The sequence below is a fragment of the Actinacidiphila sp. bgisy167 genome (assembly GCF_965342175.1).
Taxonomy (GTDB): domain Bacteria; phylum Actinomycetota; class Actinomycetes; order Streptomycetales; family Streptomycetaceae; genus Actinacidiphila.
The window spans coordinates 72210-90701 of sequence record NZ_CBDRBL010000007.1; the positions used below are offsets into that span (position 1 = coordinate 72210).

The 18492-nt window shown below is 72.7% G+C and carries 19 protein-coding genes, 1 tRNA gene and 1 pseudogene; 11 read left to right on the forward strand and 10 right to left on the reverse strand.

The genetic code is table 11. The annotated features are described in order from the left end of the window. Window position 1 precedes the first annotated feature (1 nt). The 3 genes from ACRWND_RS04540 to glmS all read left to right on the forward strand — a co-directional run bounded on the left by ACRWND_RS04540 (window position 2) and on the right by glmS (window position 3375). Window positions 2-1168, forward strand: coding sequence for an acyl-CoA dehydrogenase family protein (locus ACRWND_RS04540; RefSeq protein ID WP_431946133.1), 1167 nt, complete (start codon window positions 2-4; stop codon window positions 1166-1168). Between the two features lie 73 nt (window positions 1169-1241). Beyond that, on the forward strand, window positions 1242-1517 hold the full coding sequence (locus tag ACRWND_RS04545) for a hypothetical protein (RefSeq protein ID WP_431946135.1): 276 nt from the start codon (window positions 1242-1244) through the stop codon (window positions 1515-1517). 43 nt (window positions 1518-1560) lie between these two features. After that, window positions 1561-3375, forward strand: coding sequence for a glutamine--fructose-6-phosphate transaminase (isomerizing) (gene glmS / locus ACRWND_RS04550; protein WP_431946137.1), 1815 nt, complete (start codon window positions 1561-1563; stop codon window positions 3373-3375). A gap of 81 nt (window positions 3376-3456) precedes the next feature. Here the strand turns inward: glmS and ACRWND_RS04555 are convergent, their stop codons facing one another. After that, window positions 3457-4053 carry an acetate uptake transporter gene (locus ACRWND_RS04555; RefSeq protein ID WP_431946139.1) on the reverse strand — a complete coding sequence of 199 codons (597 nt, stop codon included), beginning with the start codon at window positions 4051-4053 and terminating at the stop codon, window positions 3457-3459. Between the two features lie 107 nt (window positions 4054-4160). After that, the gene (locus ACRWND_RS04560) at window positions 4161-4682 is read right to left on the reverse strand and encodes a universal stress protein (protein ID WP_431946141.1); all 522 of its coding nucleotides are present in this window, start codon (window positions 4680-4682) and stop codon (window positions 4161-4163) included. Between the two features lie 714 nt (window positions 4683-5396). Between ACRWND_RS04560 and ACRWND_RS04565 the strand changes: the two genes are divergently transcribed. The 3 genes from ACRWND_RS04565 to ACRWND_RS04575 all read left to right on the forward strand — a co-directional run bounded on the left by ACRWND_RS04565 (window position 5397) and on the right by ACRWND_RS04575 (window position 7707). Next, a complete protein-coding gene (locus ACRWND_RS04565) occupies window positions 5397-6926 on the forward strand; it encodes a helix-turn-helix domain-containing protein (protein WP_431946143.1) in 1530 nt (509 codons plus the stop codon). 5 nt (window positions 6927-6931) lie between these two features. Further along, window positions 6932-7543 carry an oligoribonuclease gene (gene orn / locus ACRWND_RS04570; RefSeq protein WP_431946145.1) on the forward strand — a complete coding sequence of 204 codons (612 nt, stop codon included), beginning with the start codon at window positions 6932-6934 and terminating at the stop codon, window positions 7541-7543. Window positions 7544-7634: 91 nt separating this feature from the next. Continuing rightward, window positions 7635-7707: transfer RNA gene (locus ACRWND_RS04575), tRNA-His, on the forward strand. Between the two features lie 172 nt (window positions 7708-7879). Here ACRWND_RS04575 and ACRWND_RS04580 read toward each other — a convergent pair. Together ACRWND_RS04580 and ACRWND_RS04585 are read right to left on the reverse strand one after the other, a co-directional pair. After that, window positions 7880-8389 carry a flavoprotein gene (locus ACRWND_RS04580; RefSeq protein ID WP_431946146.1) on the reverse strand — a complete coding sequence of 170 codons (510 nt, stop codon included), beginning with the start codon at window positions 8387-8389 and terminating at the stop codon, window positions 7880-7882. A gap of 67 nt (window positions 8390-8456) precedes the next feature. Beyond that, window positions 8457-8666 (reverse strand): hypothetical protein, encoded by a 210-nt coding sequence (locus ACRWND_RS04585; RefSeq protein WP_431946148.1) that lies wholly within the window; start codon window positions 8664-8666, stop codon window positions 8457-8459. A 123-nt stretch (window positions 8667-8789) separates the two neighbouring features. Between ACRWND_RS04585 and ACRWND_RS04590 the strand changes: the two genes are divergently transcribed. Next, the gene (locus tag ACRWND_RS04590; RefSeq protein ID WP_431946150.1) at window positions 8790-9563 is read left to right on the forward strand and encodes an isocitrate lyase/PEP mutase family protein; all 774 of its coding nucleotides are present in this window, start codon (window positions 8790-8792) and stop codon (window positions 9561-9563) included. A gap of 7 nt (window positions 9564-9570) precedes the next feature. Here the strand turns inward: ACRWND_RS04590 and ACRWND_RS04595 are convergent, their stop codons facing one another. From ACRWND_RS04595 to ACRWND_RS04610, 4 genes are all read right to left on the reverse strand, one after another. Next, on the reverse strand, window positions 9571-10074 hold the full coding sequence (locus ACRWND_RS04595) for a pyridoxamine 5'-phosphate oxidase family protein (protein ID WP_431946152.1): 504 nt from the start codon (window positions 10072-10074) through the stop codon (window positions 9571-9573). Window positions 10075-10130: 56 nt separating this feature from the next. Next, window positions 10131-10319, reverse strand: a complete 189-nt coding sequence (locus ACRWND_RS04600; RefSeq protein WP_431946154.1) for a hypothetical protein — start codon at window positions 10317-10319, stop codon at window positions 10131-10133. 207 nt (window positions 10320-10526) lie between these two features. Further along, window positions 10527-11555: a LacI family DNA-binding transcriptional regulator gene (locus tag ACRWND_RS04605; RefSeq protein ID WP_431946156.1), complete on the reverse strand. Its 1029-nt coding sequence runs from the start codon at window positions 11553-11555 to the stop codon at window positions 10527-10529. A 208-nt stretch (window positions 11556-11763) separates the two neighbouring features. Further along, on the reverse strand, window positions 11764-12525 hold the full coding sequence (locus ACRWND_RS04610; RefSeq protein WP_431946158.1) for a GNAT family N-acetyltransferase: 762 nt from the start codon (window positions 12523-12525) through the stop codon (window positions 11764-11766). Window positions 12526-12883: 358 nt separating this feature from the next. Here ACRWND_RS04610 and ACRWND_RS04615 point away from each other — a divergent pair. Then, window positions 12884-13354: pseudogene (locus ACRWND_RS04615) on the forward strand (SUKH-4 family immunity protein); the annotation flags it as partial. A 9-nt stretch (window positions 13355-13363) separates the two neighbouring features. On the opposite strand, the gene ACRWND_RS04620 reads toward ACRWND_RS04615, so the two are convergent. Next, a complete protein-coding gene (locus tag ACRWND_RS04620) occupies window positions 13364-14686 on the reverse strand; it encodes a tetratricopeptide repeat protein (protein ID WP_431946160.1) in 1323 nt (440 codons plus the stop codon). Window positions 14687-14864: 178 nt separating this feature from the next. On the opposite strand from ACRWND_RS04620, the gene ACRWND_RS04625 reads away from it, so the two are divergent. Beyond that, the gene (locus ACRWND_RS04625; RefSeq protein WP_431946162.1) at window positions 14865-15263 is read left to right on the forward strand and encodes a hypothetical protein; all 399 of its coding nucleotides are present in this window, start codon (window positions 14865-14867) and stop codon (window positions 15261-15263) included. Window positions 15264-15297: 34 nt separating this feature from the next. Then, entirely contained in the window at window positions 15298-16161 is an 864-nt protein-coding gene (locus tag ACRWND_RS04630) for a spermidine synthase (RefSeq protein ID WP_431946164.1), read from the forward strand. 474 nt (window positions 16162-16635) lie between these two features. On the opposite strand, the gene ACRWND_RS04635 is transcribed toward ACRWND_RS04630, so the two are convergent. Then, window positions 16636-17319, reverse strand: a complete 684-nt coding sequence (locus tag ACRWND_RS04635) for a TetR/AcrR family transcriptional regulator (RefSeq protein ID WP_431946166.1) — start codon at window positions 17317-17319, stop codon at window positions 16636-16638. 261 nt (window positions 17320-17580) lie between these two features. Between ACRWND_RS04635 and ACRWND_RS04640 the strand changes: the two genes are divergently transcribed. Continuing rightward, on the forward strand, window positions 17581-18465 hold the full coding sequence (locus tag ACRWND_RS04640; RefSeq protein WP_431946168.1) for a phosphatase PAP2 family protein: 885 nt from the start codon (window positions 17581-17583) through the stop codon (window positions 18463-18465). The last annotated feature ends 27 nt before the right edge of the window (window positions 18466-18492 follow it).

Sequence of the window (18492 nt, forward strand, 5' to 3'; positions counted from 1 at the left end):
CATGACGACCGCCCACCGGCTTCCCGCCGAGTACGAGGAACTGCGCCGCACGGTCGAGCAGTTCGCGCACGACGTCGTCGCGCCGAAGATCGGCGAGTTCTACGAGCACGACGAGTTCCCCTACGAGATCATCCGCGAGATGGGCCGCATGGGCCTGTTCGGGCTGCCCTTCCCCGAGGAGTACGGCGGCATGGGCGGCGACTACTTCGCCCTCTGCGTCGCCCTCGAGGAGCTCGCCCGGGTCGACTCCTCCGTGGCGATCACCCTGGAGGCGGGGGTCTCGCTCGGCGCCATGCCGGTCTTCCGCTTCGGCACCGAGGAGCAGAAGCGCGCATGGCTGCCGCGGCTGACCTCCGGCGAGCAGCTGGGCGCCTTCGGGCTGACCGAGCCGGACTGCGGCTCGGACGCCGGCGGCACCCACACCACGGCCCGGCTGGACGAGGCGACCGGCGAGTGGGTGATCAACGGCACCAAGAGCTTCATCACCAACTCGGGCACCGACATCACCGCCCTGGTCACGGTCACGGCAGTCACCGGGCGCAAGGAGGACGGCCGCCCGGAGATCTCCTCGATCATCGTGCCGTCCGGCACCCCGGGCTTCACGGTGTCGAAGAAGTACAGCAAGGTGGGCTGGAACGCCTCCGACACCCGGGAGCTGTCCTTCGCGGACTGCCGCGTGCCCGCCGCCAACCTGCTGGGCGAGCGCGGCCGGGGCTACGCCCAGTTCCTGCGCATCCTGGACGAGGGCCGGATCGCCATCGCGGCGCTGGCCACAGGGCTGGCCCAGGGCTGCGTGGACGAGTCGGTCGCCTACGCCAAGGAGCGCACGGCGTTCGGCCGTCCGATCGGCGGCAACCAGGCCATCGCCTTCAAGCTCGCCGACATGGAGACGCGCGCCCACACCGCCCGGCTGGCCTGGCGTGACGCCGCCTCGCGGCTGGTGGCGGGCGAGCCCTTCAAGAAGGAGGCGGCGATGGCCAAGCTCTACTCCTCGGAGATCGCGGTCACCAACGCCCGCGAGGCCACCCAGGTGCACGGCGGCTACGGCTTCATGAACGAGTACCCCGTCGCCCGCATGTGGCGCGACTCGAAGATCCTGGAGATCGGCGAGGGCACCAGCGAGGTGCAGCGCATGTTGATCGCGCGCGAATTGGGCCTTCCGGCGTAGTTCTCACCCTCCCTCTGCCCGATTTCGGGCAGGAATCTTGCGATCAGCGTCCCTTCTCCCTCAGTATCATCCGGTGCTCGAACGCCGGACGACCCACGACGATCTTGTCGACCACCTGGTGCGGACCACGCCGCTGCAACACGGCGAGGCCGCCCGGGTCGTCCTGGACGTCCTGGCGTACTTCGACGAGCCGGCCGAGGACTTCGTGCGGCGCCGACACCGCGAGCTGCAGGCCAAGGGCCTGCAGAACACGGAGATCTTCGAACGGATCACGGCCGAGCTGCCGCACCGGGCGGTCGCCCCGCCCGAGTACTCCCTGCGGCAGCTGCGCCGCATCGTCTACGGCTGACAGCGAGACCGGGGCGCCTCGGCGACCGGAAAAGGACGGAAGCATGTGCGGAATCGTCGGTTACATCGGGAAGCGTGATGTCGCCCCGCTGCTGCTGGAGGGCCTGCAGCGGCTGGAGTACCGCGGTTACGACTCCGCGGGCGTCGTGATCTCCGGCAGGTCCGGGGGGCTCAAGGCCGTCAAGGCCAAGGGCCGGGTCCGCGAGCTCGAGGCGCGGATCCCCAAGCGCTTCGCCGGGACCACCGGCATAGCCCACACCCGTTGGGCCACCCACGGCGCCCCGAGCGACGAGAACGCGCACCCCCACCTCGACACCGAGGGCAGGGTCGCCGTCGTCCACAACGGCATCGTCGACAACGCTTCCGAGCTGCGCGCGAAGCTGGAGGCCGACGGCGTGGTCTTCGCCTCGGAGACCGACACCGAGGTCATCACCCACCTCGTCGCCCGCTCCCAGGCCGAGTCCCTGGAGGAGAAGGTCCGCGAGGCGCTGAAGGTCATCGAGGGCACCTACGGCATCGCCGTCATGCACGCCGACTTCCCCGACCGGATCGTCGTGGCCCGCAACGGCTCGCCGGTGGTCCTCGGCATCGGCGAGAAGGAAATGTTCGTCGCCTCCGACGTCGCCGCGCTGATCTCCCACACCCGCCAGGTCGTCACTCTCGACGACGGCGAGATGGCCACCCTCAAAGCCGACGACTTCCGCACCTGCACGACCTCGGGCACCCGCACCACGGCCACCCCCGAGACCGTGGAGTGGGAGGCCGCCTCCTACGACATGGGCGGCCACGACACCTACATGCACAAGGAGATCTGCGAGCAGCCCGACGCGGTCGACCGCGTGCTGCGCGGCCGGATCGACGACAAGTTCTCCACCGTCCACCTCGGCGGCCTGAACCTCGACGCCCGCGAGGCCCGCGGCATCCGCCGGGTGAAAATCCTCGGCTGCGGGACCTCGTACCACGCCGGTCTGATCGGCGCCTCGCTGATCGAGGGCCTGGCTCGTATCCCGGCCGACTCCGAGCCGGCCTCGGAGTTCCGCTACCGCAACCCGGTCGTGGACCCGGACACCCTCTACGTCGCCGTCTCGCAGTCCGGTGAGACCTACGACGTCCTGGCGGCCGTCCAGGAACTCAAGCGCAAGGGCGCCCGCGTCCTGGGCGTGGTGAACGTGGTGGGCTCCGCGATCGCCCGTGAGACCGACGGCGGCGTGTACGTGCACGCCGGCCCGGAGGTCTGCGTCGTCTCCACCAAGTGCTTCACCAACACCGTCGTCGCCTTCACGCTGCTCGCCCTGCACCTGGGCCGCATCCGGGACCTCTCGGTGGCCGACGGCAAGCGGATCATCGAGGGACTGCGGAAGCTGCCCGCGCAGATCCAGGAGATCCTCGCCCGGGAAGAGGACATCGCGAAGCTGGCGGCCGAGTACGCGGACGCCACGTCGATGATGTTCATCGGCCGGGTGCGCGGCTACCCGGTGGCGCTGGAGGCGTCGCTGAAGCTGAAGGAGATCTCCTACATCCACGCCGAGGCGTACCCGGCCTCCGAGCTCAAGCACGGCCCGCTGGCCCTGATCGAGCCGGCGATGCCGACCGTCGCGATCGTCCCGGACGACTCGCTGCTGGAGAAGAACCGCGCCGCGATGGAGGAGGTCAAGGCCCGCAGCGGCCGCATCCTGGCCGTCGCGCACCAGGAGCAGGCGAAGGCCGACCACACGATCGTCGTCCCCAAGAACGAGGACGAGCTCGACCCGATCCTGATGGGCATCCCGCTCCAGCTGGTGGCGTACCACACGGCGCTGGCCCTGGGCCGGGACATCGACAAGCCGCGGAACCTCGCGAAGTCCGTCACCGTCGAGTAGGCCCCGGGGGACCCGCGGGCGGACGACGAGGCACCCCGCGCCGAAGGGCGCGGGGTGCCTCGCCTCCGCCCTCCCCGGGGTTCAGGCCGCGGACCCGCGGTGCGGCAGGGGCAGCCGCCAGCCGTCCGCGAGAGCACGCCGGCCCCACGCGGCGTTGGTGAGCAGCGCGGTCCCGCCGTACCAGGCGACCGCGCCTGCCGCGAGGCCCACCCAGCCGGCCGTCTTGCCGAGGCCGCCGCTGGAGGCGAGAGCCGCGATGCCGGACAGGGCCGTGGCCAGGGTCAGCAGCCCGAAGACCGCCTGCGCCACCCCGCCCATCTGCCAGGCCGCCAATGTCAGGCTGAGCGCCAGCAGCGCCCACAGGAGCATGAAGAGCCCGGCGGCCTCGCTGCTCGCCCCGGCCCCGGACCCCGCCGACCAGGTCACCCAGAAGGCGCCCAGTGCGGCGAAGGCGGTGCCGGTGAAGCCGTTGCCTCCGTAGAACTCCCACATGCCGGCGACGAATTGCGTCACGCCGCCGACGACGAGAGCGAGCCGCGCGGTGTCCGCCGCCGCGGCGTTGTCGATGACGCCGGTGCTGAACAGCCCGAAGGCGATCAGCGTCAGGCCGAGTGCCAGATATCCCAGAGCCGTCGCGCCGGCTCCTGAGGTGCGTGCCGTGGAGACGTCGTTGTCCACCGCGGGCCCCCTTCGTGTACGAGGGAAGAGACTGCTGACGAGATACCCTTCACAAGGGCACAAGCAATCCCGCGATGGACGGATTCACGGCATCGTGCATCGAATCGTTATGGAATGACCACGACAGGCCGCTGTGCGCGCCGGGCGAGGCGTCCGGCGACCGAGCCGAAGATCTTGCCGATGATCCCGTGCGTGCCGCCCACCACGATGGCGTCGGCCTCGTACTCCCGGCCGACCTCCTCCAATTCGTGGCAAATGTCGCCGCCGCGCTCCACCAGGATCCACGGCACCTCCGACAGGTGGTCGGCGCAGGCGAGTTCCAGGCCGAGCACCTCGGTGCGGTGGTCGGGGACGTCGACGAAGACCGGCGGCTCGCAGCCCGCCCATACGGTCGCCGGGAGCCGGTTGGCGACATGCACGATGATCAGCGCGGAACCGGACCGGCGCGCCATGCCGATGGCGTACGCGAGAGCCCGTTCGCTCGACACGGAGCCGTCAAAACCGACGACCACGCCGTGCCGGAACGCGGGATCACAGGAAGAGCGCGGCTCGCAGTCCGCCTCGGGTACCGCCGCCGATTCGGCGAGCGGCTTTCCGTCGGCGGGCTCGGGGAGCTCGTAACCGGCCATGATGCGGTTTCTCGGCAAGGTCGGCGCCGGGAGCGCCGAGTGGGCGGACAACAACACTGCGGGGGCCGCGGGACCGGCCTGGATTCGACCGGTAAGGGGCTGCCCTTCCCGCTGACTCCAGAGTACGGCGACCGGAGACCTCTGCACAGATGTGCAGGTGCCCTCACAGCGTCCCCCTACCCCGGAGTTTCCGAGAGAATGCCGGAGCGGACGGCCCGACGCAACGTCCCGTCACCAACCGGACAAGTCACCCCGCGCCCCGGCCTCTCCCACTGTCCGCCTCCGGCCATATCCGGAATCGTCCTAGCGGCCTCCGTACGGACAGGGGGCGCACGCGCGCATCGGCCACTCACGGGGCGTACGACGGGGCGCTGACCAGGGGCGCGTACTGGCCTTCCCGCCATTTTCAGCCAACTTCCCTGTGCGTTCCGGCACTTGGCATCATGATCGGCGACCTTCGCCACCCCTGGGACGGAAGCGGAATGAAGGGGCGCACGGGCGTTGTGCGCCGGTTCGGCTCCCGGAAGGCGCACTTCCCGAAGGGAACGCTTCGTGATCGAATGCTTCACGCCACGTGGTCATGTCGACATACCGGCAGGTGGTGAACTTGCCACTGCGGGTACTGCGGAACCAGTAGATTCGATCTTGAGCGGCGACAGCGGGGGACCCGTGCAGGACCGAGAGGACCAGACGACCGAGGGGGGCTTGAGCTCCATGACACAGGAGTCCAGGACCGGCACCATGGCGGAGATCCAGTCGGCCGCCGGCATGTCCACCGCACTGTCCGCACCGGCGGGCTCGCCGGCCGTCCCGCACATCGCGGGACCGTCCGTCACCCCGGTGGCGTCCGCCGCCCCGGCGAGCGCCTCCGTGGGGCACGGCCCGTCCACCACCGCCCAGCAGGGCCGCGGGCCACGGGCGTTGTCGGCGCGACGCCGTCAGGAGGTCGTGGCGGTACTGCTGTTCAGCGGCGGCCCCATCTTCGAGAGCTCCATCCCCCTGTCCGTGTTCGGCATCGACCGCCAGGACGCGGGCGTGCCCCGCTACCGGCTGCTGGTCTGCGCCGGCGAGGACGGCCCGCTGCGCACCACCGGCGGCCTGGAGTTGACCGCCCCGTACGGGCTGGAGGCGCTGTCACGCGCCGGCACGGTCGTCGTGCCCGCCTGGCGCTCGATCTCGCAGCCGCCGCCCGCCGAGGCGCTGGACGCGCTGCGCCGCGCCCACGAGGAGGGCGCCCGCATCATCGGGCTGTGCACCGGCGCCTTCGTGCTCGCCGCCGCGGGACTGCTGGACGGCCGCCCCGCCACCACGCACTGGATGTACGCGCCGACCCTGGCCAAGCGCTACCCGTCCGTCCATGTCGACCCGCGCGAGTTGTTCGTCGACGACGGCGACATCCTCACCAGCGCCGGCACCGCCGCGGGCATCGACCTGTGCCTGCACGTCGTACGGAGCGACCACGGCGGCGAGGCCGCCAACGCGCTCGCCCGCCGGCTCGTGGTGCCGCCGCGCCGCGGCGACTGGGGCGGCCAGCCCCGCCACCTCGACCGCTCTTTACCCGAGGAGATCGGCGGCGATCCGCTCGCCGAAGTCGTCGCCTGGGCGCTGGAGCACCTGCACGAGCAGTTCGACGTGGAGACCCTGGCCGCCCGCGCCTACATGAGCCGCCGCACCTTCGACCGGCGTTTCCGCACGCTCACCGGCAGCGCCCCCCTGCAGTGGCTGATCACCCAGCGTGTGCTGCAGGCGCAGCGGCTGCTGGAGACCTCCGACTACTCCGTGGACGAAGTCGCCGCACGCTGCGGCTTCCGCTCACCCGTCGCGCTGCGCGGTCACTTCCGCCGACAGCTCGGCGCCTCCCCCGCCTCGTACCGGGCGGCCTACCGGGCCCGGCGTCCTCAGGACGAGCCGGACACCGCCGGAATCGCCGCCCGGGAGAAGCGCGGCGCCGAGGCGGCCGGCGGGCAGGTCCTGGCACCGCGGCGCGGCCCGCTGCCCCTCGCGGACCGCGTGGGCGCCGGGGGCCCGCAGAACCCGGGCCCTGCGGGTTCCGGCACCGGGCCGGGCGCGCTCCGGACCGACGGGGAACCGCCCTATGCCGCGCGCATCCCGGAGCAGCCCGGGAGCCGTTTCGAGCTCCGCGAGCCGCACGGCCTCCGGCGTCCGCGAGGTGACCGGTCCGCCCGCGACGGACGCGGTCGTGGCGCGACTATGCCTGCGCCTCGGGATCGCCCCGTAGGGTGAGACGTATGAACGACCGGATGGTGTGGATCGACTGCGAGATGACCGGGCTCTCCCTGGCCCAGGACGCTCTGATCGAGGTGGCGGCGCTCGTCACCGACTCGGAGCTCAATGTGCTCGGTGAGGGGGTGGACATCGTCATCCGTCCCCCGGCCGAGGCCCTGGAGAGCATGCCGGAGATCGTCCGCACGATGCACACCGCCTCCGGACTGCTCGAGGAGCTCGACGGCGGTGTGGCGCTGGAGGAGGCGGAGAAGCTCGTCCTGGACTACATCCGCCAGTACGTGCCCGAGCCCCGCAAGGCGCCGCTGTGCGGGAACTCCGTCTCCACCGACCGCGGCTTCCTCGCCCGCGACATGCCCGCCATCGAGCAGCACCTGCACTACCGCATCGTCGACGTCTCCTCCATCAAGGAGCTGGCCCGGCGCTGGTACCCGCGCGCCTACTTCGCCAGCCCGGAGAAGAACGGCAACCACCGCGCCCTCGCCGACATCCGCGAGTCCATCGCGGAGCTGCGCTACTACCGCGAGGCGGTCTTCGTGCCGCAGCCCGGGCCCGACACGGAGACGGCGCGCTCGATCGCCGCGAAGTACGTTCTGCCTGCCGAAACGGCGGAGTGATCGACCCGCGGAAAACGTGGCGGCGAGCACCCCGCCGGACCCTGTACACTTTTTCTCGGCCGGTGCGCAGCAGTGAGAAGCGCCGGTCGTGGTGGGTGTAGCTCAGCTGGTAGAGCACCTGGTTGTGGTCCAGGATGTCGCGGGTTCGAGTCCCGTCACTCACCCTGATGACCGAGGGGCCGGTCCGCGAAAGCGGACCGGCCCCTCGTCGTGTGCCCGGAGGCCACCGGTAGCCCGGGGGCCGCTGGTGCCCTGCGATCCCTGGCCCTGAGCCTGGGCCCGCGGACGGCAGCCGCAGCCGGACCGCTCGGCCCGGCTGCGGTGCGCAAGATCACGTCAGCCGGCCGCCGCCTCGGCGGCGGCGAGCCCGGGCTGCCAGGGATACGCGGGCTCGGCCCCGGCCTCTTTGAACAGCACCGTGACCCCGGCGGCACGCAGGGTCTCCAGCGAGCGCTCGAACTGCGGGTGCTGCATCAGGGCGGCGCTCACCGACGGCATCGCCACCGCGGGCACGCGCTTGCCGATGCTCTCGGCGAGGACACCGGTCACGAACGTCTCGGTGAGGCCCAGGGCCCATCCGTTGATCGTGTTGAAGGTGGCCGGGGCCACCAGGATCACGTCGGCTGGAGGCCACACCTCGGGCAGCCCGGGCAGTGGGTACTCGTGTCGCACCGGGCGGCCGGTCAGGGCGGCCAGTCCGTCCAGGCTCGGCTCCAGCCAGCGGGCCGCCGTGGGCGTCAGTCCGAGACAGACCTCCCAGCCGCGCACCTGGGCGTCCTCGATGACGCGCGCGACGTCGAAGACGGGTGGGGCGGCGCCGGCGAACAGGTAGAGGGTCCGAGTCATGCGACCCACCCAATCGCGGGAAGTGGATCTTTCGCAACCGTACGCGGAACCGGACGCCCGGCCATCCTCACGGGGACCAGTGGTACTTGCCCCCGCCGAGCCAGCGCACGGCGTGGGGGTCGTCGAAGTCGACGTGCTTCCTTCCGACGTCGTGGGCGATCCGGACGACGTCGAGCAGGTCGTAGGCGACACCGACGGGCTGCCCGTCGATCTGCACGATGCGGAAGGGCGGGTCGCCGGCCTGGACGGGCGACACGACGATCGGGCTGCTGCTCACGTGTCCAGCTTGCGACACCCCGGCACGCTGCGCACCCTAACCGGCTCCCGGGCCCCAGCCCTGTCCGCCCCGCCGCCGCATGTCCCCCGGCGGAGGCGGGGCCGCGCTCGTACCGTGGTGGGCATGAGCACCGAGCCCTCCCGCACGGCCCTCGCCGCCCGGCTGCGCGCCCTGCACGTGCCGGGCGACCCGCTGGTCCTGCCGAACGTCTGGGACGCCGCCTCGGCCCGTGCCGTGGCCGACGCGGGCTTCCCGGTCGTCGCCACCGGCAGCGCGGCCGTGGCGCCGGCCCTGGGGTACGCGGACGAGGAGGACGCTCCCGCGGACGAGATGCTCGCCGCGGTCGCCCGTATCGCCAGGGTCGTCCCCGTACCGGTGACGGCCGACATGGAGCGGGGCTACGGGATGGCGCCCGCGGAACTGGCGGAACGGCTGGCCGCGACCGGCGCCGTCGGCTGCAACCTGGAGGACACCGACCACCGCACGGGGTCGCTGGCCGACGCCGGGCAACAGGCGGAGTACATCGCCGGCCTGCGCGCGGCCGACCCGGAGTTGGTGATCAACGCCCGGACCGACCGCTTCCTCCGAGCGGGCGACCCCGAGGAACGGCTCGCGGACGCGGTGGGGCGGGCACGGACGTATCTGGAGGCTGGCGCGGACTGCGTCTACCCGATCGGGGCGCTGGGCGGGACGACCGTCGGGGCCGTGGTCCAGGCGGTGGACGGCCGCCCGGTCAACGTCCTGTGCCGGCCCGGCGGGCCCTCGCCGGCCCGTCTGGCGGAGTTGGGAGTGGCGCGGATCAGCTTCGGCCACCAGCTCCACCAGCTGGTCCAGGGCTATCTCGCCGGGCTCCTCACCGCCGTCGCACGCGGCGACAGCCCCTTCCCCGTCGACTGACTCCTCATCAGACCTCCGTGCGCGGCGGGGATTCGTCGCTGCCGCGGCGGATCGTCCGCAGTGGACCGCCCGGCCGCCACACCTGCAGCACCAGATCCTCGTCCTCGACATAGGTGCGCACGACCTCGGCGATGTCGGCTCGGAAGAGGTGGAAGGGCCCCTCGGGCACCGTCACTTCGCGGGTGAAGCGGGTGACCGCCGCCGGGTCGGTGACCTCGACGGCGCGTCCGGAGATCCGCACGTCGCCGCCGTCCATGGAGGTGTCCGGGACGGGGTTGCCGTGGAGCGCGAAGCGCGGGTCGCGGCGCAGGTCGAGAGCCTTGCGGGAGCCGGGCATCATGCCGAACCACAGTTCGCCGAGCCGGAACTCGGCCTCGATGCCGCTGAGCCGGGGTGAGCCGTCGGCACGGAGGGTGCCGAGGACGTGGTGCTTGTAGCCGCCGAATCGGTTGCGCACGGTTTCGGCGAGGCCGGGCTGCGCTGTGTGGAAGTGTGTCCAGCTGGTCGTCATGCCGCCATGCTCCCCGGCATACCCGACATCCTCTGTCGGGTATGCCGGGGCCTTGGTCACTCCTCGTTCAGCAGGCGGCGCGCCGGGAAGTCCTGCCGGCCCTGGCGGGCGGCCTGCCAGATCCCGCGCAGGCGGTCCAGCTCGGCCAGTTCGGCACGCGACCAGCTGCGCCGGCCCGCGACGTACCGTCGTATGGCCTCGTTGGCGGCTTCGACGGATCGGCGGTCCAGAACGGTCAGTGGCATGCCTTGATTTTAGGAGAGAGGTATGACAAAGAGCCCTGGTTGACGCCCCGATGGGTCCATGTCACACCGTGAGCCTGCTCACGTGGCGGGGCTCACTCGCGGCGCCCGGGCCCCGTCCTCCGGCGCCGCGGCCGCGTCCCCCGGCGCCGAGGCCGCGGCCGAACGGCGGTCGGGCGGGGGCCGCGTCGGACGGGGCCCGGGCGGCGATCACGCGGACTCGCGGCGCACCAGCTCCGTAGGCAGCACCACGTGACGGCGGGTCGCGGTGCCCGCCGCGATCTCCTCCAGCAGTACCCGCGCCATGGTGCGGCCCATCTCCTCGATCGGCTGCCGCACGCTGGTGAGCGCCGGGTCGGTGTGGCGGGCGATCGCGGAGTCGTCGAAGCCGATCAGCGCGACGTCACCGGGCACGCGCCGGCCCGTCTCACGCAGCACCTGCAGCGCGCCGCTGGCCATGACGTCCGAGGCGGCGAAGACCGCGTCCACGTCGGGACGTCGCCGCAGCAGCGCCCGCATCGCGGCACGGCCGCCCTCCTCGGTGAAGTCGCCGGTCTCGATCAGCGTGTCGTCGCCGGCCAGCCCGGCGTCCTCGACCGCCTGGCGGTAGCCGTCGAGACGGCAGCGGGCCACGTACATGTCCGGGGGCCCGCTGACGGTCGCCACGTTCCGGCGGCCGAGCCCCAGCAGATGGGCCACCGCGGAGCGGGCGCCGCCGACGTTGTCGCAGTCGACGTACGACACCGACTCCAGGTCGGAGCGCCGGCCGTTGAGCACCGCCGGCATCCCCAGCTGCTCCAGCAGGTCGGGCAGCGGGTCGTCCTCGTGCACCGAGACCAGCAGGACGCCGTCGACACGGTGGGCGCTGAGGTACTGGGCGAAGCGCTGCCGTTCCCTGGGGGTCCGCAGCAGGGTGAGCAGCAGCTGCATATCGGTGTCGGCGAGCTCGGCGCCCACGCCGCGGATGATGCCGGAGAAGTACGGCTCGGCGAAGAGCCTGGTCTCCGCCTCCGGGATGACCAGGGCGATCGCGTCCGTCCGGTTGCCCGCCAGGGCGCGCGCCGCGCGGTCGGGGACGTATCCGAGCTCGGCGATGGCGGCCTCGACCGCGGCCTTGGCATGGTCGCTCACCCGGGGCGAACCGTTGATCACCCGGGACACCGTGCCCCGGCCCACTCCCGCACGAGCGGCGACCTCCTCGAGCGTCGGTCTGCCGCTGCGCCGTCGACCCATCACCATCTGCGGTCTCCCCATCACGTCGTGGTAACCGCGCCAACTTAGCGTCTACTGCCTCGACTCCTCGTCGGGAAGTCGAGAGCCTTCGGCATGAGAGATGGGAGCGCTCCCAGAATCAGGGTATGACGGTCGTCCGCACGAAGGCGCGCCTCCTCGCCCGGATGCGGTCCGCGGCCGCCCCCCGCGTCCCTGGTCCCACGAGGGGGGCCGGTCAAGGGCGGGCGAAGCTGTGGAATCGGCCGATCACCGTGAAGCCGCGGCGCACGTACCAGTGCCGGGGCCAGCCGTCCGCGTCGGCGATGAGGAAACGCGTGGAGCAGCCCGCGTCGGCGGCCTGGCGGACCGCCGTGGCCAGGACGGCGTCGGCGTGGCCGCGGCCCAGGTGCTCCTCCGAGGTGATGAGGTCCTCGATCTGGGCGATGCCGGAGGCGCGGTCGGCGTAGAGGTCCGCCCAGGACGCTACCTGGCCCTCAGGTGTCCGCGATCCGATGAAGCGGACGATGTCCGCGCCGCGGCGCCGTGCCTCGCGGCGGTCGACCAACTGCCGGACGGACTCCTCGTCGGCCTCCGGTAGGAAGCCGCGCCAGCGTCGCGCGAGGGGCTCGCGGAAGGCGTCGAGGCCGACTTCCTTGGCGGACCCGCCCTCCGGCACCGGGCCGGTGTGCAGCATCACGAGCTCGGTGGAGTGCGTGTAGCCGGCCCGGATCAGGGGCCCGGCGCAGGCGGTGCCCATGGCGTCGTCCAGGACGGTGATCGCGCGGTGCGCCAGATGGGCCATGGCCTCGTCGGCGAGGGCGGGAAGCGCTTCGGGGTCGACGGCGCCCTCGAGGACCAGGTGGTTGTCGCCGTGCGAGGCCGGGAAGGCCTCGTCGAGGGCGGCGAAGCCGCCGGGGAACTCCACGGTGCGGGCGGCCCGGCGGCGCGCGAAGGCGGCGACGAAGGCGCGGATCCGCGGCATTTCGGGGCCTGTCATGGGGGCAGCCTAGACGGCGCGCCGGGGCCGCGGCCCGGGGCGATCCAACTGTTCGGCCCGGCCGCGGACTTCGCGGACAGGACGGACGCGCTCGCGGACTCGCCGCGGAGCCTGCCCGCGGTCGAGGACGCGATCGTGCGCGGCGGCAGGGGGTTTCCGGAGGACGCGGAGGAGGGACCCGTCTTCGGGCGTCGACGCATGGCGGCAGCCGCCCCGACGTGGGATGCGCCGGCGGCGCTGCCACGAGACCCGTCCGGGGAGCCGGAGCCCGCGCGCCCCTGGCCGTACGAGGACATCGACCTCCCCCGGCCCGGGCGCCGGTCGCACGTGACTCGGCGGCGTACGGCACGAGCCGACCCGGGCCTTTCTGGCCGACGTCGGGATTCCCGACCGGCCCGGCGGCTGGTTCGAGGCGGACGAGGGTCTCGCCGAGGGCGCGATCAGGCTCGGGGACGCCTATCCGGACCTGGCACAGCACTACCCCGGACTCCCGGCCTCAGCCGCCGACTGGGTCTCGCTGGGTGTCATCGGTTACGACGACATCGCCGTGGACCACGTCACCGGCACCGTGTACTGACTGCCCGACGGCTCGGCCGAGTCCTACCCGCTCAACCGGGACATCATCCACGCCTTCGCGGTGTTCCTGTGTGCCCTGGAGACGGAGCGTCCCGGCTACGATCTCGCGGTCGCCGGTGAGGTGGCGGATCCCGAGGGGGCCGCGCACCGGCTCGCTGAGTTGTTCGCCCGCGTCGACCCCACCTCGCTCAACCGGCCGGGAGGGACGTGGGGCCGGGTGCTGGATCACGTCCGCGAGGCGCTGCCCGCGTAGCGGCCCCGTTCACGCCGGCCGTGACTCCGCCTGCCGGCGCAGGAATTCGGCGACGTCCTTGCGCCGGGAGTACGGCTGGAGGGTCTGGGCGGCGGAGGAGAGCATGCCCCGTACGCGCGGGGACTGGACGCGGCCGAGGAGGTCGAGGACGCGGATGCCGGCGTCGGCGGCCTCGTCGACGCGCCGGGCGGAGGCGAGGTTGCCCGCGAGTTCCGCGGTGTACAGCGCGGCGTTGCGCGTGAAGTGCGGCGCCTGCAGGTCGACCGCGCGCCGGGCGTGTTCGGCCGCTCGGCAGTGGTCTGCGAGGGCGGACCAGGACTGGGCCTCCAGGCCCGCGAGTTCGGCCTCGCCGTAGAAGGTCATCCACTCCGGGTCCGCGGCGCTGGAGCCGCGGCCGAAGAGGCTGTGGGCGCGGCCGAGGGCGCGTTCGCAGCCGGATCGGTCGCCGAGCCCGGCACAGCCGCCTGCCTCGCGCAGCGCCAGCAGCGAGAGCAGCCGCGGCGAACCGAGGTGGCGCGCGGCCCGCTGGGCGGCCTGTGCGGCCCGCACGGCCTCGCGCGGGCGGCCGGCGTCGCGGGCGAGGAAGGAGGCGTTGCAGAAGGCGTGCGCCTCCAGGGCCCGGTCGCCGGCCATGCGGGCGGTGGCGAGGGCCTCGCCGTAGAAGGAGCGGGCGTCGGCGAGGCGCCCCGAGTCGTGGGCCAGCCAGCCGACGGAGATGGCGAGTTCCCCGGCGCCGCCCATCAGGTCCTCGGCGACGGCCTGGCTGTAGGTGCCTTCGTCGAGGAGGCGGTAGGCGGCGCCGAGGGAGTGGCCGGCCTGGCGGTAGAGCGCGCCGGCGCCGTGCCGGTCGTCGTGCAGGCGGATCTCGCGGACGGCCGCGCGGACGGCTCGCGCCTGGGAACTGCCGACCTTGTGCGTCGTCTTCGCCCCGGCGGCGGGCGCCGGGATCAGGGTGGTGGCGATGGCGGCCGGGCCGCCGGTCATGAACGCGCGACGCAGCACGTCGCTCTCCTCGTCGGTTGCGGTCTCGTTCTGGGCCGGCCCGGGGGCCGGTGCTGCCGGTGTGCGCCTGCCGCGGACCACTTCCCGCGGTTCGAAGCCCATCTCGGCGAGGTCCCGGCCGGGGAACATGTGCCGGAAGACCCGCTCGTAGGCGTAGTTGGGGCAGCGGATCTCGCCCGACTCCACCCGGCCGATGTAGCGGGCGTCGCAGCTGACCTGCTCGCCGATGTCCCGTCCCGCGCGGCGTACGGCGGCGGCGAACTCACCGGGGGACCGGTCTCCGCGCAGGCGCCGGAAGGCCGTGTTGGGGGTGGAAGGTGACGACTGCATCGCCGGGCTCCCGTTGGACGGTCGGTGCGGTGCCGGTGTGGCGGCGCGACGACCGTACTCGCTGCGAAGGCCCCAGCACCGAAGGTTTAGTTACAAAAGGGATATCTCATCCTCCATTCGCCATGAAACGCCACCCCTGACGGCGTCACAAAGGCGTAGCCGTTGACGTCCGCGCGCGTTGGACACCGTGCAACCGACTGTCCGACCCCAGGGAGGATGCGCCTTGTTGGACGAGCCATGGGATCTGGTCACCGTCCCGGCCCGGCAGGGACTGGAGGCCGTGGACATCCTGCGCCTGCGCACCGGTCTCGGACCGGTGCTGCACGACGGCTCAGGTGACAGCCTCGGCTTCCTGGTGCCGCCGGGCACAGCCGACGGCTGGGACCTGCCGGGCAGCGCCTGTACGCAGACCTCGGGCGCCGGGTTCACCGTCCCCGGCGAGTTGCGGGAGCCGCCGGTGGCGGGCAGCGGCTGGCTGGTGCCGCCGCGCGACGACAGCGCGGTGACGGACCCGGCGGTGCTCCGTGACGCCCTCGGTGAGGCGGCCCGGATGATCGAACTGGCCGACCGGCTCTGAGTCCGCCCGCCGGCCACCGCCCATACTGGGTGGCATGGCAGCGCGCAGGACGAGGACGACGAAGGCGCCGGAAGGCATACGCGAGCAGGTCGGCGGAGGCCTGGCCGAGCTCGTGCCGGACCGGGACCGGCCGCGCGGACGGTCGCTGCTGATCGACGGGGCGCCGCAGTCGCACGTCGACCTCGACGACCCGGAGTACCTGGACTTCTCCTACCAGCGCAGACTCGGTCACGTCGTCGACCTCGCCGCGCCGCCCGGCCGCCCGTTGCGCGTGCTGCACCTCGGCGGCGGCGCACTGACCCTGGCCCGCTACACCGCGGCGACCCGGCCGCGTTCGACGCAGCAGGTGGTGGAGCTGGACACCGCGCTGGTCGACCTGGTGCGGCGGGAGTTGCCCTGGGACCGCACCTGGCGCATCAAGGTGCGCGGCGGCGACGCCAGGGAGGGGCTGGCCAAGGTCCCGGAGGCCTGGGCGGACCTGATCATCACCGACGTCTTCGGCGGCGCTCGTACGCCCGCCCACCTGACCAGCACGGAATTCCTCGCCCAGGCGCGGCGCGCGTTGGCGCCCGGCGGGCTGTACGCCGCCAATGTGGCGGACGGGGGGCGGCTGGATTTCCTGCGGTCGCAGATCGCGACGGTGCGGGCGTGCTTCGCGCACGCGTGCCTGGCGGCGGATCCCGCCGTGTTGCGCGGGCGGCGCTTCGGCAACGTGATCCTGGTGGCCGCGGACGGCGAGCTGCCCGTCGCGGAGTTCACCCGGCGCGTGGCCTCGGACCCCCATCCGGGACGGGTCGAACACGGCCGGGAGCTGGACGCCTTCGCGGGTGGTGCGGCGGCCGTCACCGACGCCACGGCGGCGGCCTCCCCCGCTCCCCCGGAATCGGTGTTCCGCTAGGGCCGTCGGGCGCGTGGCCGGCCCGCCCGAGCCGGCCACCGGCCGACCGTGACGGCCGGTGGCGTAACGCGATCAGTGGCCGTAGGGCGGTGCGCCGGTCCTGCGCTTGTGCCGGATCGCGGCGGCATCGGGAGGACGCGCTGGGCGATCCGGACGGCGACACCGTCGAAGGCGGTCCGCCGCGTTGTTCGCGCGCTGACGGCTTCCCCAGCTGTCGTCGACCGACTCGATCGGCCGCCACACCGGCTCCGGCTGCAATCGCCCGCGGTGCTGCCCCCGTTCGGCCGGAGCGGTGCCGTCAGGTGCCGTGGACGATCCGGGGCGGGGATGTCGAGGCGGCCGAAGGCCCGACGCCCAGGGGGCATGGACATCCGGGGCCGCGGGCAGCGGAGCCCTTCCCCGCGCGGGCGTGCACGGACCTCGCCCGCGGACGCGCCCTCGGCAGGGCGTGCCCGCGGACCCGGCGCCGCGTCCTCAGGTGCGGAGCAGACCGTCCAGCAGCGCGGCGAGCCCGGCCTCGTACTGCGCGCGGCCGGACTGCTGGGCCGTGACGAGTTCGGGTGCCAGCCCCGCGAGCGAGGGGTAGCTGTCCGGCGGCAGGTCGGCGAGGCGGCGGCGGATCCTCTCCTGCAGCCCGGCCTCGGCCTCACCGCACTCCGCGCGCCTGCGGCGGACCGCCCACAGGGAGGCGCCGATCGTGTACTGCATCAGCGCCACCTGGGCGCGCACGGCAGCGGAAGGTTCCAGTCCCGCCTCGATCAGCAGGCAGAGCATGCGGTCGATGACGGCGACGGCCTCGTCGCCGCGGAGCGGGCGGCTCGTGAGCAGCTGCAGGGCGGAGGGATGCTCGCTGAACAGCCGGTACACGCCGAGGCAGAGTTCGATGAGCTGTTCGCGCGGCGCGCCGGAGCCGGAGGGCAGCTCGATCTCGCCGATCAGCCGTTCGTTGACCGCGTCGATGATCTCGTCCTTGCCCTTGAAGTGGGAGTAGACGGCCATCGTGCCGACACCGAGCTCCTGGGCGAGCGCGCGCATGGTGAGGGCCTCGGTCCCGCGGCGGTCGAGGAGCGCGACGGCGGCGCCGAGGATGCGGTCGGGGTTCAGGGTGTTGCGGGGGACGCGGCGCCGTGGGGAGCGGGCCGGCGGGGTGACAGTCATGAGGGATGCGTGTCCGGTCGTGGGGATCGTCGTGAGCGGTCGGCAGGTCGAGCGGTTTTCTTGATTCTCCCGTGTTTCCGGGCAACCCGGGCCTGGCGCGGGGCGTCATTTCGCACGTCTCAGGAAGCACGGCCACCTGAATCCAGGATGAAGCGGAGGCGAAGGGAGGAATAGGCGGGGGCGGTGTCCAGGTTGCCTAGCGTACGTCGTACGGTAGACCGATGTGACTCACACAGGGAGAAATGGGGGGGGAACGGCCGGATGACCACGAGCATCACCGCCCCACGGGCGTCCGCCTACGGGGGCGGGCTTCGCTGGTGGACCGAACTGCCGCTGATCGCGGTCGTCTACGGCCTCTACACCGCGGGCCGACTCCTCGTGCGCGGCGACGTGAGCCGGGCAGCCGACCACGGCGTCGCCATACTCCGCCTGGAGAACGTGCTCAACATCGACCCAGAGCGCTGGCTCAACTCCGTGTTCAGCCGCTACCGGACGCTCGGGGTGCCCGCCGACTTCTGGTACGCCTCGCTCCACTACCTGGCCACCCCGCTGGTGCTGGTCTGGCTGTGGCGCCGGCGGCCGACCGCGTACCGCTTCGCCCGCACATGGCTGCTGGTGTCCACCCTCGTCGGGCTGATCGGCTTCACGCTGCTGCCCACCGCCCCGCCACGGCTGCTGGCCGCCGGCCACGGCTTCGTCGACACCATGGCGGAGTACGGCTCCTACGGCTGGTGGGGCGCCGACGCGAGCGCGCCGCGCGGGCTCGGCGGGATGACCAACCAGTACGCGGCCATGCCGAGCCTGCACGTCGGCTGGTCCCTGTGGTGCGGCATCATGCTCTGGCGCCACGGACGCACCGCCTTCGTCCGCGCCCTCGGGGTCCTCTATCCCCTCGGCACCGCCCTCGTGGTCATGGGCACCGCCAACCACTATCTGCTGGACGCCCTCGCCGGCATCGTCGTGATGGGCGTCGGATGCCTGCTCACGCGCCCCGCGCTGCGCGTGGTGGACCTCGTACGCGACGCCGTGGCCACCCGGTCCGCTACCCCGCGGCGGCCGGCCTCCGCGTTCGCCGAGACCTCCCGCGCCGTCGCCCCGGCGGACGTGGGGATCCTGCCGGGAACGGCGGTCGAACCACGCCACTGATGCTCCGGGCAGGACCGCACACCTGCG